Here is a 16,209-nt window from a genome sequence, read left to right on the forward strand (position 1 = left end):
GACCGCGACGGTGCCGACCGCGACGGTGAGCGTTACCTCACAAGAGCGGGTGCCCCGCGGCGTTCTACCCTGGTGTGCGCTGCCCAAGGGAGGTCAGCCACTGTCTGCCGAGTGAGGAATGGCCGTAATGCCAGAGTTTGCGTACTCCGAACTGCTCCCCCTGGGAGAGGACACCACGCCGTACCGTCTGGTGACCTCCGAGGGCGTTTCCACCTTCGAGGCCGACGGCCGGACGTTCCTCAAGGTCGCGCCGGAGGCTCTGCGCACGCTCGCCGCCGAGGCCATGCACGACATCTCGCACTACCTGCGGCCCGCGCATCTTGCGCAGCTGCGGCGGATCGTGGACGACCCGGAGGCGTCGTCGAACGACAAGTTCGTCGCACTCGACCTGCTGAAGAACGCGAACATCGCCGCCGCGGGCGTGCTGCCGATGTGCCAGGACACCGGCACGGCGATCGTCATGGGCAAGCGCGGTCAGAACGTGCTCACCGAGGGCGGTGACGAGGAGGCCCTGTCGCACGGGATCTTCGACGCATACACCGAGCTCAACCTGCGCTACTCACAGATGGCCCCGCTGACCATGTGGGACGAGAAGAACACGGGCTCCAACCTCCCGGCCCAGATCGAGCTGTACGCGACGGACGGCGGCGCGTACAAGTTCCTCTTCATGGCGAAGGGCGGCGGCTCGGCCAACAAGTCGTTCCTGTTCCAGGAGACCAAGGCCGTCCTGAACGAGTCCTCCATGATGAAGTTCCTGGAGGAGAAGATCCGCTCCCTGGGTACGGCCGCCTGCCCGCCGTACCACCTGGCGATCGTCGTCGGCGGTACGTCGGCGGAGTTCGCGCTGAAGGCCGCGAAGTACGCCTCCGCGCACTACCTCGACGAGCTGCCCGCCGAGGGCTCCCCCACCGGTCACGGTTTCCGTGACAAGGAGCTGGAGGAGAAGGTCTTCGAGCTGACGCAGAAGATCGGCATCGGAGCGCAGTTCGGCGGCAAGTACTTCTGCCACGACGTGCGGGTCGTCCGTCTGCCCCGGCACGGCGCCTCGCTGCCCGTCGCGATCGCCGTGTCCTGCTCGGCGGACCGTCAGGCCATCGCGAAGATCACCGCCGAGGGTGTGTTCCTGGAGCAGCTGGAGAAGGACCCGGCCCGCTTCCTGCCGGACACGACGGACGAGCACCTCGACGAGGCCGGGGACGTCGTGAGGATCGACCTCAACCGGCCGATGGACGAGATCCTCGCCGAGCTGACCAAGTACCCGGTGAAGACCCGGCTCTCGCTGACCGGCCCGCTGGTCGTGGCGCGCGACATCGCGCACGCCAAGATCAAGGAGCGGCTCGACGCGGGCGAGGAGATGCCGCAGTACCTGAAGGACCACCCGGTCTACTACGCGGGTCCGGCGAAGACGCCCGAGGGCTATGCCTCGGGTTCCTTCGGGCCGACGACGGCCGGGCGTATGGACAGTTACGTCGCGCAGTTCCAGGCGGCGGGCGGTTCGAAGGTGATGCTCGCCAAGGGCAACCGCTCCAAGCAGGTCACGGACGCCTGCGACGCGCACGGCGGCTTCTACCTCGGCTCGATCGGCGGTCCGGCGGCGCGGCTCGCGCAGGACTGCATCAAGAAGGTCGAGGTCGTCGAGTACGAGGAGCTCGGCATGGAGGCGGTCTGGAGGATCGAGGTCGAGGACTTCCCCGCGTTCGTCGTGGTCGACGACAAGGGCAACGACTTCTTCACCGAGCCTGCCCCGGCCCCGACGTTCACCAGCATTCCGGTACGGGGTCCCGGCCTCGGCTGACCGGACAGCGGGGAGTCCGCTCCGTACGTGCCCGCGGGGCGTCCCGGTTCCGGCCGGGGCGCCCCGCGGGCGTTCCGCTTTCAGGCCTCCGGGCCGTCCAGGAGGCCGGACGTCGCGACCAGGTAGCCCAGCTGGGCGCGGCTGTTGCTGCCCAGCTGGTCGGAGACCTTGCGCATGTGTTCGGCGACACTGCGCCGGCTCATGCCGAGGCGGCGGGCGATCGACGCGTCGGTCTCGCCGTTGACGACCGCCTGGAGGATCGCGCGCTGGAGGTCGGACGTGATCACGGGAGTGCGCAGCGGGGTGCGCTCCGGGCGGACCGGGACCGCGCGGGACCACGTGTCGTCGAAGCTGCGGACCAGGAAGCGGACCAGTGACGGGTGCTGGACGAGCAGGGCGTTGTGCGGCTCGTCGGAGAACGGGATGAACGCCAGTTCCTGGTCGAACACGATGACCCGGTCCACCACCTCGGCGAGGGTCCTGATCTCGGCTCCGGCGGCGGTCACCTGTTCGATGTAGGAGAGCGTCGTACGGTCCGCGCGGACCGTGTGCTGATAGATCGTCCGCTGCCGGATGCCCCTGCGCAGATTGCCCAGGTCCCGGATCAGGGATTCCTTCAGGATGTGCGCCGGCCGGCCGCCGCCCGGGTGCGCCGTGCGGACCTGCTCCCGGCAGCCGGCCACCCCGGCGTCGAGCGCCTTGCTGATCACGGCCTCGCCGGTGAGCCGGGTGAGGGCGGGCTGCTGGAGCCGGTGCACGTCGGCGTACAGCGCCTCGAAGACGGACAGGGTGGCTCGGGCGGAGCGCAGCGTGCGGCGCTGCTCGACGATCGCCTCCTCCATCGGGGCGAGCGCGGCGAACGACGCCGTCTCCGGCGGTACGGGGATCATGAACCCGGGCGAGTCGCGGTCCGCCACCATCAGGTGCAGGGCCCGCAGACAGCCCGCCACCTCAGCCTGCGGAAGGCTCCCCTCCACGAGCGCGCGCCGGTATATCGCGAGTGCCACGTCGCAGGGACGCTCGCCCGGCGCACGGCCCGAAGTCGATTCGCGGCAATCACATGCAGGTGGGGTGGAATGATCGTCCTTCACAAGTATGCAGATTACCTTTGTGCGAACGGGCCGACGCCGGTGAACGCGGTGCCTGCATGACTATGAGCGGGTGACGCTCGGCAGCAACGGCACGAACAGCCAATCGAACCCACGGGACAGCCGAACGGGCAGCGGAAAGGGCAGGGGAACGAACAGCGGGAAGGGCGAAGCGGCACGTTCCGAACGGCGCTTTCGCATCCTCGTCGCCGGTTACGCGGTCTCTTCGTACGGCACCTTCCTGAATATGGTGGCGCTCAATCTGTTCGTCTATACGACAACGGGCAGAGCGCTCGCCATGGGCCTGTTCATGGCCGTGCGGCTGGCTTCCGGATTCGTCGCCGGGCTGACGGTCGGCGGGCTGCTCGCGCGCTTCCCGGCGAAGAGCATCATGCTCTGGGCCAATGTGGCGCAGGCGGCCGTGATGCTGCTGCTGATCCTGGCACCTGACGGGATGCGGACGGCGGTGCTGACAACCGTCTCGGTCGTGATCGGGGCCTGCGGCACGCTCTTCATGGTGTCGCTGCGCAGCTCCATCCCCGAGATGGTCGGCGCGGACCGCAGGGCCTGGGCGAACTCCCTCTCCATCACGGGGCGTTCGCTGGCGATGGTGGCCGGTTTCGCGTCGGCAGGTGTGGTGGTGTCCCTCGTGGGGTACACAGCGGCCTTCGTGGTCGACATGACGACCTTTGTGGTCTGCGCGGTGACGGTGGCTCTGCTGCCGATCGCGCGGGGTGGCAGAGGCGGGGACGCGTCGCCGGATTCGGAGGGGGATTCCGGCGAGCGTACTGAAGAGGGGCCGGCCGATCGGCCGGCCAGGGGCGCGGCGGCGCGCGCGAGGACGGGACGACGGCGTACGCCGGTCGCGTTCCTCGCACTGGCCGCCGCGCCCGGTCTGGGTCTCATGGTGGCCCTGCGCGGTGTGGACGCCTTCGGCTCGTCCTCGCACAACGCGGCGCTGCCGGTGTATTCGAGCGACGTGGACGCGGCGAACCCCGCCGTGTTCGTCAGCGCCTTCTGGTGTCTGTGGGCGCTCGGCAGCATCGCTGTCCAGCAGGTGATCCAGCGGTACACGAAGCGTACGGGGCGGACGGTCGGGGCACTGGGCTTCGGGTACGGCACGGTCGTCATGTCCTCGGCCTTCATCCTGGCGTTCGCCGGCTTCCCGCTCGCCGCCACGGCCGTGATCGCCCTGGTCGCCGGAGCTGCCGACGGGCTCACCGAGGTCTCGTACACCTCGCATCTCCAGACGCTGCCGACCGGTCCGCGCGGGCACGCCTTCGGACTCTCCGCGACCTTCGAGAATCTCGGTTTCGGTGTCGGCATGATCCTCGTCGCCGCCGCTCTGGACGGATACAGCCCCCTGACGGTCGTCGCGTGGTCCCATGGTGCTGCCGTCGTGGTCGCACTGGCGTTCCTGCTTCGGGTGGCCCGGCAGCGGGTAGCGGGGGTGCGGGCGCCCGGTGACCGGGTGGTGGGGCCGGGGCGAGCGGAGCCGCGGCCGGACACGGCGTGCGAGGGAGAAGACGCAGGTGACGGAGAACCGCATCGCGGTGATCGGGACGGCGCTGAGACTCCCCGGAGCCAGTGACACCGCGGAGTTCTGGCAGGACATACGGGCCGGCGTCTCGCACGTACGCCCCTTCGGGCCGGCCGAGTTCGCCGCCGCCGGGGTCCCGGAGGCGGACTACACCGCGCCGGACTTCGTCGGGGCGAGCGCGCTCCTCGCATCGGTGGACGGGTTCGACGCCGGGTTCTTCTCGATGAGCGGCCGGGAGGCGACGCTCACCGATCCGCAGCAGCGGCTCTTTCTGGAGTGCTGCTTCCACGCACTGGAGGACGGCGGTTACGCCGAACCGGACCCCGCCGTCCGCATCGGGGTGTACGGGAGCACCGGATACCGCCTGTACTCGCTGCACAGCTATCTCACCGCGAACCTCGCCGACGAGGTCCGGTCGGGTGACTGGATGACGCGCAAACAGGTCCAGGTGGGCACCTACCCTGACTTCGCGGCCAACCGGGCCGCGTTCCGGCTCGGTCTCACGGGCCCCGCCGTCAATGTGGCGACGGCCTGTTCGAGCGCGCTGGTCTCCGTCCATCTGGCCTGCCAGGCGCTGCGCGCGGGCGACGCCGATCTCATGCTGGCCGCCTCCGCGGCCCTGCACTTACCGCAGATCACCGGGCATCACCGGGTGAAGGGTTCCACGCTCTCCCCCACAGGCACGGTCAGAGCCTTCGACGCGGACGCGGACGGCACCGTCGGCGGCAACGGGGTGGTGGCCGTCCTGCTGAAACGGCTGGACCGGGCGCTCGCCGACGGTGACACCGTGCACGCGGTGATCCTGGGCTCGGCCGTCACCAACGACGGTGCGGACAAACGGGGTTTCGTCGCACCGGGCGTCGCCGGACAGCGCGACGCGGTCCTGGGGGCGCTGGACGCGGCAGGGGTGGCCGCCGATTCCGTGGGTTACGTCGAGGCGCACGGCACGGGCACCCTCAAGGGCGACCCCATCGAGTTCGCCGCGCTCACCGAGGCGTTCCGCCGGGACACCGACCGGACGGGCTTCTGCGCACTGGGCTCCACGAAGCCCGCCATCGGTCACCTGGACAGTGCCGCGGGGCTCGCCGGACTGGTCAAGGCCATCGAGGTGCTGCGCCACGGAGTGGTGCCGCCGCTGGTGAACTTCACCCGGCCCAACCCCGCCCTGGCCGTCGACGGGAGCCCGTTCCTGCTGCCGGACCGTGAGCGTCCATGGCCGCTGCCGGGGGTGCGCCGGGCGGGGGTCCACTCCATCGGGATGGGCGGCACGAACGCGCACGTGATCCTGGAGCAGGCACCGGCCCCGCCGCCGCCCCGCCCGGTGGCCACCCGAACTCCGCGACTGCTTCCGCTGTCCGGTGCGAGCCATGAAGGGCTCGTGGCGTACGCCCGGGCCTTCCGTGAGCGGCTGGTGCGCGGGCCCGTGCCGGAGCCCGCCGATCTGCTGGTCACGGCGGCGCTCGGCAGGCGTCTGCTGCCCCACCGGCTGGTCGTGACCTCGGCGGACCCGGTGGCGGGCCTCGACGCGTTCCTGGCGGGGCCCACGGCGGAGGGGGCGAACAGGAGTGCGTACGCGAGCGGAGTGGCGGAGCGGGTGGCCGAGCCGGTCTTCCTCTTCAGCGGACAGGGCGGCGGGCGCCCGGGCACAGCGGGCGCCCTCGCGGCCCGCTTCCCCGTCGTCGCCGCGACCCTCGCCGACTGCGCCCGGGTGTACGAGGAGGAGACGGGCCGAGGTGACTTCCTGGCCCGTCTGGTCGACGGCGGCGGGCGCGCGCCCTGGGACACGGACTTCGCCCAGCCCGCCCTGTTCGCCCTCCAGGTCGCCCAGGCGCGGCTGTGGGAACAGCTCGGCGTCGCGCCCTCGCGGGTGGCCGGGCACAGCGTCGGGGAGTACGCGGCGCTGTGCGTGGCCGGGGCGCTGGGTACGGCGGACGGGATGCGGCTGCTGTGCCGGCGCGGGCAGCTGATGCAGCGGGGCTCAGCAGCCGGCGCGATGCTCGCGGTGTTCGTTCCGCGCGGGCGGGTGAGGGAACTGCTGGCCGCCGTAGGCGGCCTGGAGCTCGCCGTGGTCAACGGGCCCGCCCATCACGTGGTGGCCGGCCCGCCGTCGGCGGTCGCACGGGCGCGGGCACTGCTGGCGGCCCGGGGCGAGGCGTACGAGCGGGTGGAGGTGGACCGGGCCTTCCATACGGCGCTGCTCGACCCGGTCCTCGACGCGCTGCGGGCCGCCGCCGAGAAGACGGAACTACTGCCGGTTCGGGTGGAGTTCGTGAGCGGCCTGGACGGAGCCGTCCGCCCTCCGGGGTGGCTGCCGGACGCCGGATATCTGGTACGGCAGGCCCGGAGGACGGCTGATTTCGGCGCCGTACTCGCCACGCTCGGGAGGACCGCTCCCCTCGTGGTCGAGCTCGGGCCGGCCGCCACCCTGACCGGTATGGTGCGCCGCGCGCTCCCGGACGCCGTCTGCGTACCGACCCGGTCGTGGGAGCAGGCCGTGGCCCGGCTCCACTGCGCGGGCGTCGCGGTCGACTGGCGTGCGCTGCTCGACGGCTGTGGCGGGCGCCGGGTGCCGCTGCCGACGTACCCGTTCCGGCATCAGTCGTACTGGACCGGTCCGCCGCCGGTTCCGGTACCCCCGCACGCCCACCGACGCACGACGGAGGATCGCATGACCGAACACGCCGTACTGGACAGGGTGCTGGAGCGCGTACGGGAGCTCACGGCCCACCATCTGGGGCACCCGCCGTCGGAGGTCGGTGCCGACCGGTCGTTCGTCGCGCTGGGAGCGGATTCACTCCAGCTCATCGGGATGGTACGGCAGCTGGAGGCGGAGTTCGGTACGACGATCGCTCTACGGGAGATCCTGGAGGAGGCGGGGACACCACGCCTGGCGGCCGGGCTCATAGCCGGACGCACGGCAAGGGAGGCGGAGCCGGACCCGGCACGGTTGCCCACGCTCGCGCCGTCCTCGCCCGCGACTTCACCCGCGCCCGCCACGGTCCAGGAAGAAACCGTCTACGCCACGCGCGCCGAGATACAGGAACTGTCGCGTCAGATAGAGCGGTTGGCCGAGACCCAGGCCGCCATGCTCACCCAGCTCTCGGATGCCGTCGCCCTGCTCGGCCGCTCGTCCGGGGCGTCGGACCGATGAGTGCGACGGAGGGTTCCGCCGCCGCCGTGGACAGGGCCGCGGCGCTCTCCCGCCGGCTCACGGAGCAGCTCGCGGCGGCCTCCGCCGCACCGTCGGACGCTCCCGCGTCCCACGGCCCGCGCCTCCTCGTCGACCCCTCGGGCGGGATGACCGGAGCATCCGCCGATGAGGCCCAACGCGCCCATACGGCCTCCCTCGTGAGCCGGCTCACCACACGTACCGGCACATCCAAGGCGCTCGCCCAGAAGCACCGGCCGGTGCTCGCGGACAGCCGGGCCGTCGTCGGCTTCCGCAGTGGCACCAAGGAGATGCTGTATCCGATCGCGGCCCGTTCGGCGCACGGCGCGCACCTCACCGATGTCGACGGCAACGACTACACCGACATCACCATGGGGTTCGGCGCCCTGCTCTTCGGCCACGAGCCCGAGTTCGTGACCGATGCCGTGAGCCGCCACCTCGCGCAGGGGCTCCGCTTCGGCCCCCGCTCCCCCGACGCCGGTGAGGCGGCGGAGCTCCTCGCCGGACTGACCGGACTGGAACGGGTGGCCTTCGCCGGTTCCGGTACGGAGGCGAACTCGGCGGCCGTACGGCTGGCCCGCGCCGCGACCGGGCGCGACAAGGTCGTCATGTTCCGGGGCTCGTACCACGGGCACATCGACTCCGTACTCGGGCGGCCCGGCGGCCACGACCACCACGCCGTACCCGTCTCACGCGGCATCCCCGCCTCCGCCGTCGCCGACCTGCTCGTACTGGAGTACGGCAGCCAGGAGGCGCTGGACACCATCGCGACGCTCGGCGACAGCATCGCCGCCGTCCTCGTGGAACCCGTCCAGTGCCGCAATCCGGGACTCCGGCCGGTGGACTTCCTGCGCGCACTGCGCGACCTCACCGCACGCCGGGGCATCGTGCTGCTCTTCGACGAGATGCTCACCGGTCTGCGCCCGCACCCGCGCGGCGCCCAGCACCACTTCGGCGTCGTGCCCGACCTCGCCACCTACGGCAAGGCACTCGGCAGCGGCTTCCCGATCGGCGCGGTGGCGGGCCGCGCCGACCTCCTCGACGGCGTCGACGGCGGGTTCTGGCGGTACGGGGACGACAGCGGACCCCCGCACGAGACCACCTTCATCGGCGGCACGTATATGCAGCACCCGCTCTCCATGGCGGCGGCGAAGGCGGTACTCACCCACCTGAAGGAACAGGGGCCGGGACTTCAGGACCGGCTGAACGCCCGCACGGACGCGCTCGCCACCGAACTCAACGCCTTCTTCCGGGACGAGGAATTCCCCCTGGAAATCGCCCACTTCGGGTCGATGTTCCGCTTCACCCACCGCGCCGACATGGATCTGCTCTACCACCACCTGCTGCTGCGCGGGCTGTACGTCTGGGAGTGGCGCAGCTTCTATCTGTCCACCGCCCACACGGACGAGGACGTCGCGGAGATCTCCCGGGCGGTGAAGGGGTCCCTGCGCGAGCTCCGCGACGGCGGCTTCTTCCCCGCCACGAGGCAGCCGTCACCCCGTTCCCGCACCCGTCCCCGCGAACGCCCGGCCCCCGGCTTCGGTATCTACTTCTTCGGCGACCACCCCGAGAGCGCCGACACCCCGGCGGCGTACGAAACGGTCTTCGAGACGGCCCGTTTCGCCGACGCGCACGGCTTCGGCTCGGTCTGGCTGCCCGAACGGCACTTCCACTCCTTCGGCGGGCTCTTCCCCAACCCGGCCGTCCTCGCCGCCGCGATCGCGCGCGAGACCGACCGCGTCCGGATCAACGCCGGTTCCGTCGTCCTGCCGCTGCACGACCCGGTGCGCGTCGCGGAGGAGTGGTCGGTCGTCGACAACCTCTCCGGCGGGCGGGTCGGCATCGGGTGCGCGACCGGCTGGCACGCCCAGGACTTCGCCCTGCACCCGGACCGGTTCGCGGACCGCAGGGAGATCGCGTTCGCCCACCTGGACGAGGTGCGCGCGCTGTGGCGCGGCGAGGCCGTGCGGCGCCGGACGGGGGACGGCTCCGAGACCGGCGTACGCATCCAACCCCGGCCGGTGCAGGCCGAGCCGCCGATGTTCCTCGCGACGTCCGGGCAGCGTGGTTCGTACGAGGAGGCGGCCCGGCGCGGTCTCGGCATCGTCACCAATCTGATGAGCCAGACCGTGGACGAACTGGCCGCGAACATCGCGCACTACCGGCGTGTACGGGCCGGGTGCGGTCTCGACCCGGAGGCGGGCCGGGTGACCGTTCTGGTGCACACCTATCTGGCGCCGGACCACGACACCGCGCGGGCCGGGGCGCTGGAGCCGATGAGCCGCTATCTGCGCGCCTCCCTGCTGATGCGGTCGGCGGCGGGCGCGCTCGGCCACAGTCCGCAGGACGTGGCGGCGGCGAGCGATGAGGACCTGGACTATCTGTTCCGGCGGGCGTACGACCGGTACTGCGACCAGCGGGCGCTGATCGGCTCACCGGAGACGTGCGCGCCGTTCGTCGACGCGCTGCGCCTTGCGGGCGTCGACGAGATCGCCGCGCTGGTCGACTTCGGGGTGAGCGGGGAGCAACTGCGGGCGGGACTCGCTCAGCTGAACGTGCTGCGGCGCCGCACGGAGGAGCGGAAGCGGGGGCATGAGCAGGAGCGGGAGCGGAAGCCGGAGCAGAAGCGGGAGCCGGAGCCGGAGCGGACAGGGGAGCTGGAGCGCGTACGCGTACCGGTGCGGGAGACCGTCGCGCCCGCCACCTCCGGTCAGCGCCGGCTGTGGCTCGCCTCCTCGTTGCTCGGCAACCCGGCCGCGTACAACGAGACGCAGGCGGTACGGCTGCACGGCCCGCTCGACGAAGCGGCGCTGCGCACCGCTGTGGACGGGCTGGTCGCCCGCCACGCGGGACTGCGCACGGTCTTCCGGGCGGGAGAGCGGGACGAGACGGTGCTCCAGGCCGTACGGGACCGGCAGCGCGTGGAGTTACGGGTGACCGATGCCCGAGGGCGGCGGGCCGACGAGGTGATCGGAGCGGTGCTCTCCGAAGAGAGCACCCGTGCCTACGATCTGGCCGAGGGCCCTCTCTTCACGCCCCGCCTGATCCGGCTGGCCACCGACGACCACGTCGTGGTCCTGGGGATGCACCACATCATCACGGACGCCCATTCGTCGGCGCTGGTCACGGCGGACCTGGAGGAGCTGTACAGGGCGGCGTCCGAGGGCCGGGCTCCCGTCTTCGCCCGCCCGGCCGGCACGACGCTCGGCGCCGCCGAACCGCCCCGGAGCGAGGCTGCTCTCGCGTGGTGGCGGGAGCGGCTGGGCGAGAAGCCGCCCGTGCTGGAACTGCCCACGGACCGGCCACGCGAACGGCGGGTCGCGGGACGCGGCGGTGCGGAGGCCGTACGGCTCGGCGGGGAACGGACCGCACAGCTCCAGGAGTGGAGCGGGGAGCACGGCGTCACACTGTTCGCGACACTGTGCACGGCCTGGCAGCTGGTGCTGCGGCACCGCTCGGGACAGCAGGAGTTCGTGCTCGGCACGACGTTCGGGCGGCGCACGCCCGCCACCCGGGACACGGTCGGCTTCCACGTCTCCCTGCTGCCGCTGCGGGTGTCGCTGCCCGAGGGGACACCCGTCGCGGAGGCGGTGCGGGCCACCGGGCGCGCCCTGTTCGACGCCGACGAGCACAGTGACGTCGATGTGGACGCACTGCTCGCCGACGCACACCCGGACCCGGGCAACCCGCGCCCGCTGGTCACCGTGTCGGTGGACCTCGACACCGCGACCCTGTCCAGGATCGAGCTCCCGGGCCTGCGCAGCGAGGAGGTGGCCGCCGGCACGGAGTCGGCCCCGCTGGAACTGGCGCTGATGGCGACCCGTACGCCTTCGGGGCTGCGCCTGCGGCTGCGCTACGACACGGACCTGTTCGACCCGGAGACGGTACGCGGGTATCTCACCGAGCTGGACGAGACGCTGGCAGCCATGGTGGCCCCCACGGGGAACACCGGCGAGGACGACGAGGACACGGAACAGGACGCCGCAGGGGACACAGGCGCGGCTCTGCGCAAGGTCTGGGAGTCGGTCCTGGACGTCCGCGGGTTCGCCGACACCGCCAACTTCTTCGATCTGGGGGGCAATTCCATCGCCGCCATCCGCCTGGTGAACCGGGTGCGCGACGCGCTGGGTGTCGACTACCCGATGGGCGACTTCTTCTCCGAAGCCACCCTGCGGGCCATGACACGGCAGCTCGGCCGGGCACCGGAGACGCTCGTCGACCGCGCACCCGTCAGCGACCAGCAGGCCCGCATGATCGCCGGCCATCACTCCGTCCCCCACCCCGAGGTCTGGAACGTTCCCACCCGCATCACCTTCACCGGCCGCCTCGACCCCGACGCACTGCGCTCCGCGCTCGCCGAGGTCATCGCCCGCCACGACTCGCTGCGCACCCGCTTCGTACAGGACGCGGATGACGGCGCCTGGTGGCAGGAGGTGCTTCCGCCGTCGCCACTCGACCTGCCGGTCGAGGACCTGACCGGACTGCCTCCCGGCGAACGGCGGGCGCGCGCCGACACGTTGTGCCGGGAGACGGCGGGAAGCGGTTTCGACCTCGCCCGCCCCGCGCTGCCCCGGCTGCGGCTGCTGCGCGTCGAGGAGGACCGCTGGGCCCTCATGTTCGTCCTGCACCACATCACCGCGGACGGCTGGTCCCTGTCCCTGCTGCTCGCCGAGATCGCCGCGCTCTACACGGCACAGGCCGCCGGTGTCCCGCACGGGCTGGCCGCCCCCGGCGCACAGCCCACCGAGTACGCCCGCCGTCAGCGCGCCCAGCACGACCCGGAGACGGAGGCACGCCGGGCCGTCCACTGCGCGGCGTACCTCGACGGGGTGCCGTCGGCGGTCCCCGTACCCACCGACCGTCCGCGTCCCGCGAAGCTCAGCGGCCTCGGGGACACCATCCGCGGGGAGGCCTCCGGCGAGCTGCGCGCGGCGGTGGAGTCCTTCGCGAGCTCCCTGCACACCACCCCGTTCGCGGTGGCGGCGACGGCGCTCGGGGTGTTCCTGACCCGGCTCTCCGGGGAACCGGACATCCTGCTGAGCGTTCCGTACGCCAACCGCGAGGGCACCGCGTACGAGTCGCTGGTGGCCATGACGTCGACCGCGGTCATGGTCCGCGTACGGCTGGATCAAGCCAATCCCGCGGAGAGTTGCGCGGAGCTGGCCGTGCGCACCGGGGCGGGCGCGATGGGCGCCATGGCCCACGTACTGCCCACCGCCAGGATCATGCAGGCGATGCGGGACGCGGGTGCGGAGCACGTACCGGACCGGGTTCCGCACGTGCTCGCCTTCCAGAACTCCGTCGACACCGACATCGAGATCCCCGGTCTCGGCGTCGAGGTGGAGGATCTCGCACCGTTGCTTTCCCGCAGCGAGCTGTGCTTCGGACTTGCGCCGCGGCGGGACCCTGCGATGGGTTATCGGACGTTCCTGGAGTTCTCCGCGGACCTCTGGAACCGGGACACCGCCGAGCGACTCCTCACCGGATACACCGACCTGCTCGGCGAGTTCTGTGCGCGTCCTGACCGGCCGGTCAGCGAGCTGCTGCACGGAGACCGCCCCGAACCATCAGTGCCTTCACCCTCGCAGTCACTGCCGAACACCCGAAAGGCGGAAGCCGTATGACGTCGGCCCCCCACCGCAACCACACCGACGATCTGCTCTCGTTCATCGCTGCCGGCCCCTCGCCCTACCACGTGGTGGCCGAGGCCGCCCAGCGACTGGAGAAGGCCGGTTTCCGCGAGCTGCGCTCGACGGACGACTGGACCGGTGCGACCGGCGGGCGCTTCATCACCCGCGCGGGCGCCCTGATCGCCTGGTACGCGCCCGAGGGCACCCCCGCCCACACGCCCTTCCGGATCGTCGGGACCCACACCGACTCCCCGAATCTGCGGATCAAGCCGGCCCCCGACACCGGTTCGGCCGGCTGGCGGCAGATCGGCGTGGAGATCTACGGCGGCGTCCCCCTCAACACCTGGCTCGACCGCGATCTGGGCATCTCCGGCCGACTGGCCCTGCGCGGCCCCGACGGCACCCCGCGTACGAAGCTCGTCCAGATCGACGAACCCCTGCTCCGTGTGCCGCAGCTCGCCATCCACCTGGACCGCACGGTCAACGAGGGCGCTGTCCTGGACCGGCAGCGTCACCTCGCCCCGGTGTGGGCGCTCGGCTCCCCGGAGGAGGGTGCGCTGCTGCGCCGGGTGGCGGCGACGGCCGGTGAGGAACCGGGCGACGTACTGGCCTGGGACCTGATGCTGCACGACGTCCAGCCGCCCGGCTATCTGGGCGCGGACCGGGAGTTCGTGGTCGCCTCGCGGCTCGACAACCTGGTCTCGGTGCACGCGGGCGTCACCGCCCTGGTGGCCGCGGCGACCGGGGTCGACCAACCCGGACACGTACCGGTGCTGGCCGCCTTCGACCACGAGGAGGTGGGCAGCGGCTCGGAGACGGGTGCGCAGAGTCCCCTGCTGGAAAGGGTGCTCGGCCGCACGGTCACCGCGCGCGGCGGGTCCGCCGAGGACTGGTCCCGCGCCCTGTCCGGCTCGTTCTGCGTGTCCGCCGACATGGCGCACGCGGTGCACCCCAACTACGCGGAGCGCCACGACCCGGACCACCGTCCGCTGCCCAACGGCGGCCCGACGGTCAAGGTCAACGCCAACCAGCGGTACGCCACCGACAGCACGGGCATCGCGATGATCACGGCGGCGTGCGAGCGGGCCGGCGCGCCGTGGCAGCCGTTCGTCTCCAACAACGCGATGCCCTGCGGGACGTCGATCGGCCCGCTGACGGCGGCGCGGCTCGGTGTCACGACCGTGGACGTCGGGGTGCCGGGGCTGTCCATGCACTCGGCGCGCGAGCTGTGCGGGGTTGCCGACCCGGGGTATCTGGCCGATATCCTCCGCGCGTTCATGACATCCGGCTGACCGGGCCGCCACCACCCGTCCGCGTCAGCCGGTCGCATCGGTCGGTCGCGTCAGCCGGCCTTAACACCCGCGCGCATCACCGCCCGGAAGCCCGGGCGGCAGCCCTTCCAGGAAGAGAGACCGTGGAAGAGACCGTCCTGATCTGCCTGCCCTTCGCCGGGGCGGGGCCGTCCTTCTTCAGCCCGTGGCAGGCCGCCGCGCCGGCCGGGCTACGGGTCCTGCCGGTGCATCTGCCGGGCCGGGAGAAGCGGTTCACCGAGGCCCCGTACACCTCGGTGGGTCCGGCGGTGACCGATGCGTACGAGCAGGTCGTCGCCGCGCTCGGGGGCTCCGGGCGCCGGGTGGCGGTGTTCGGGCACAGCATGGGCGCGGTCCTCGCGTACGAGCTGGCGCACCGGATCGAGCAGGCCCCCGACACGTCGGGGCTGCGGCTGGAGGCCCTCGTCGTCAGCGGTTCGCACGGCCCCTGGACGCCGAGGACGGACCGGGCGGGCGAGCTGCCTGACGAGGAGTTCGTGGCACGGGTGAAGACCTTCGCCGGGTACGCCCATCCTGCCCTGGAGGACCCGGAGATGAGGGATCTGATGCTGCCGGCGCTGCGGGCCGACGTGCGCCTGCACGAGACGTACGTACCGTCATCGGACCGCCCGCTGTCGGTGCCCGTCACCTCCGTCAGGGGACGTGCGGACACCCTGGTCGGTCCCGCCGACGCCGCGCAGTGGGGCGCGGCGACGACGGGGCGGCTGACCGTGGCCGAGCTGCCCGGCGGGCACATGTACCTGGCGGAACATCCGCGCGAGCTGCTGGAGTTGGTGGCGGCCGGGCTCCGCGCCCCGCGGGACCGGTGAGCGGCGGCGGCGCCCGGCTGGCCGGGCGGACGGCACTGATCACGGGGGCCGCGCGCGGACTGGGCCGGGCCTGCGCGCTGACCTTCGCCAGGGAGGGCGCGGACCTCGTGCTGCTGGACGTGGCGGCCGATCTGCCGGGCGTCCCGTATCCGCTCGGATCGGCGAGCCAGCTCGCGTACACGGCTGATCTGTGCCGGGCGGCGGGCTCCTCAGTCCTGACCCGGCAGGCCGATGTGCGCGATCTGGCGGCGCTGGAGACGGTGGCGGACGATGCCGAGGAACGCTTCGGCCGGATCGACGTCCTCGTCAACAACGCCGGGATCGCGGCCCCTTCGGGCCGTCCCGCGCACGAGATCGACGAGTCCGAGTGGCAGCTGATGATCGATGTGGACCTGGGCGGCGCCTGGCGGGCGATCCGGGCGGTCGGCGGGCGGATGGCCGCGCGGGGTTCCGGTTCCATCATCAACATCGCCTCGACGGCCGGCCTGGTCGGTTACCGGCACTTCGCCGGTTACGTCGCCGCCAAACACGGACTGGTCGGCCTGACGAAGGCCGTCGCGCTGGACTACGCGCCCCGCAAGGTACGGGTCAACGCCGTGTGCCCCGGGTCCGTCCGCGACGACGACGCGATGGAGGGCCGCATGCTCGCGGAGATCGCCCGCTCGCTCGAGGTGCCGTCCGCGGAACACGAGGAGGCGTTCGTGCGCGACCAGCCGATGAACACCCTGGTCGAGCCCTGGGACGTGGCCGACGCCGCGCTGTGGCTCGCCTCGGACGAGTCCCGCCGGGTGACGGGGAGCGTGGTCACGGTCGACGGCGGTTTCACCGTCCGCTGACCCGGCCCCGG

General features: G+C 72.0%; 8 protein-coding genes. 7 read left to right on the forward strand and 1 reads right to left on the reverse strand.

Annotated features, from left to right (window positions below):
* The first annotated feature begins 127 nt into the window (after positions 1 to 127).
* Entirely contained in the window at positions 128 to 1,795 is a 1,668-nt protein-coding gene (locus tag F0344_RS11790; RefSeq protein WP_185298734.1) for a fumarate hydratase, read from the forward strand.
* Positions 1,796 to 1,875: 80 nt separating this feature from the next.
* Here F0344_RS11790 and F0344_RS11795 read toward each other — a convergent pair whose 3' ends face one another.
* On the reverse strand, positions 1,876 to 2,886 hold the full coding sequence (locus tag F0344_RS11795; RefSeq protein ID WP_185298735.1) for a LuxR C-terminal-related transcriptional regulator: 1,011 nt from the start codon (positions 2,884 to 2,886) through the stop codon (positions 1,876 to 1,878).
* Positions 2,887 to 2,956: 70 nt separating this feature from the next.
* Between F0344_RS11795 and F0344_RS11800 the strand changes: the two genes are divergently transcribed.
* From F0344_RS11800 to F0344_RS11825, 6 genes are all read left to right on the forward strand, one after another.
* Entirely contained in the window at positions 2,957 to 4,474 is a 1,518-nt protein-coding gene (locus tag F0344_RS11800; RefSeq protein WP_185298736.1) for an MFS transporter, read from the forward strand.
* Positions 4,416 to 7,574: a type I polyketide synthase gene (locus tag F0344_RS11805; RefSeq protein ID WP_185298737.1), complete on the forward strand. Its 3,159-nt coding sequence runs from the start codon at positions 4,416 to 4,418 to the stop codon at positions 7,572 to 7,574. Before F0344_RS11800 ends, F0344_RS11805 begins: the two co-directional genes overlap by 59 nt.
* A complete protein-coding gene (locus tag F0344_RS11810) occupies positions 7,571 to 13,216 on the forward strand; it encodes a MupA/Atu3671 family FMN-dependent luciferase-like monooxygenase (protein ID WP_185298738.1) in 5,646 nt (1,881 codons plus the stop codon). Before F0344_RS11805 ends, F0344_RS11810 begins: the two co-directional genes overlap by 4 nt.
* Positions 13,213 to 14,514 carry a M18 family aminopeptidase gene (locus F0344_RS11815; protein ID WP_185298739.1) on the forward strand — a complete coding sequence of 434 codons (1,302 nt, stop codon included), beginning with the start codon at positions 13,213 to 13,215 and terminating at the stop codon, positions 14,512 to 14,514. The genes F0344_RS11810 and F0344_RS11815 overlap by 4 nt, the downstream gene beginning before the upstream one ends.
* A 122-nt stretch (positions 14,515 to 14,636) precedes the next feature.
* Positions 14,637 to 15,362 carry a thioesterase II family protein gene (locus tag F0344_RS11820; RefSeq protein ID WP_185298740.1) on the forward strand — a complete coding sequence of 242 codons (726 nt, stop codon included), beginning with the start codon at positions 14,637 to 14,639 and terminating at the stop codon, positions 15,360 to 15,362.
* Entirely contained in the window at positions 15,359 to 16,198 is an 840-nt protein-coding gene (locus F0344_RS11825) for a mycofactocin-coupled SDR family oxidoreductase (protein ID WP_185298741.1), read from the forward strand. Before F0344_RS11820 ends, F0344_RS11825 begins: the two co-directional genes overlap by 4 nt.
* Positions 16,199 to 16,209: the final 11 nt, after the last annotated feature.

Origin of the sequence: Streptomyces finlayi (assembly GCF_014216315.1) — a bacterium.
In the GTDB taxonomy this organism is placed as follows: Bacteria; Actinomycetota; Actinomycetes; order Streptomycetales; family Streptomycetaceae; genus Streptomyces; species Streptomyces finlayi_A.

What these genes read in the sequence shown, in the direction of transcription:
- F0344_RS11790 (WP_185298734.1), top strand. Translation starts at nt 128, where the DNA reads ATGCCAGAGTTTGCGTACTCCGAACTGCTCCCCCTGGGAGAGGACACC.
- F0344_RS11810 (WP_185298738.1), top strand. Translation starts at nt 7,571, where the DNA reads ATGAGTGCGACGGAGGGTTCCGCCGCCGCCGTGGACAGGGCCGCGGCG.
- F0344_RS11815 (WP_185298739.1), top strand. Translation starts at nt 13,213, where the DNA reads ATGACGTCGGCCCCCCACCGCAACCACACCGACGATCTGCTCTCGTTC.